This window comes from Bradyrhizobium sp. Kon10 (genome assembly GCF_055807395.1).
In genome coordinates this window covers 1-244 of sequence record NZ_JBVVOZ010000348.1, presented here as the reverse complement: position 1 = coordinate 244, position 244 = coordinate 1, and the positions used below count along the sequence as shown (strand labels likewise).

1 protein-coding gene is annotated in these 244 nt (G+C 63.9%); it reads left to right on the top strand.

Annotated elements, in window-relative coordinates; all coding sequences use genetic code 11:
• The coding region (locus AC0L2O_RS37340; RefSeq protein WP_473373269.1) for an ATP-binding cassette domain-containing protein at positions 1-244 on the top strand (244 nt) is incomplete at both ends.

Sequence of the window (244 nt, the reverse complement as noted above, 5' to 3'; positions counted from 1 at the left end):
CTGGAGGACGCCTTTCCGCAGGCAGGCCAGGCGCCGCTACGCGCGTTGGCCGGCTGCTTCGGCTTTTCCGGCGACGAGATCGAGAAGAAATGCCGGGTGCTGTCGGGCGGCGAGAAGGCGCGGCTGGTGATGGCGCTGATGCTGTTCGACCCGCCAAACCTTCTGGTGCTGGACGAGCCGACCAACCACCTCGACATCGCCACCAAGGAAATGCTGATCACAGCACTTTCGCAGTATGAGGGCA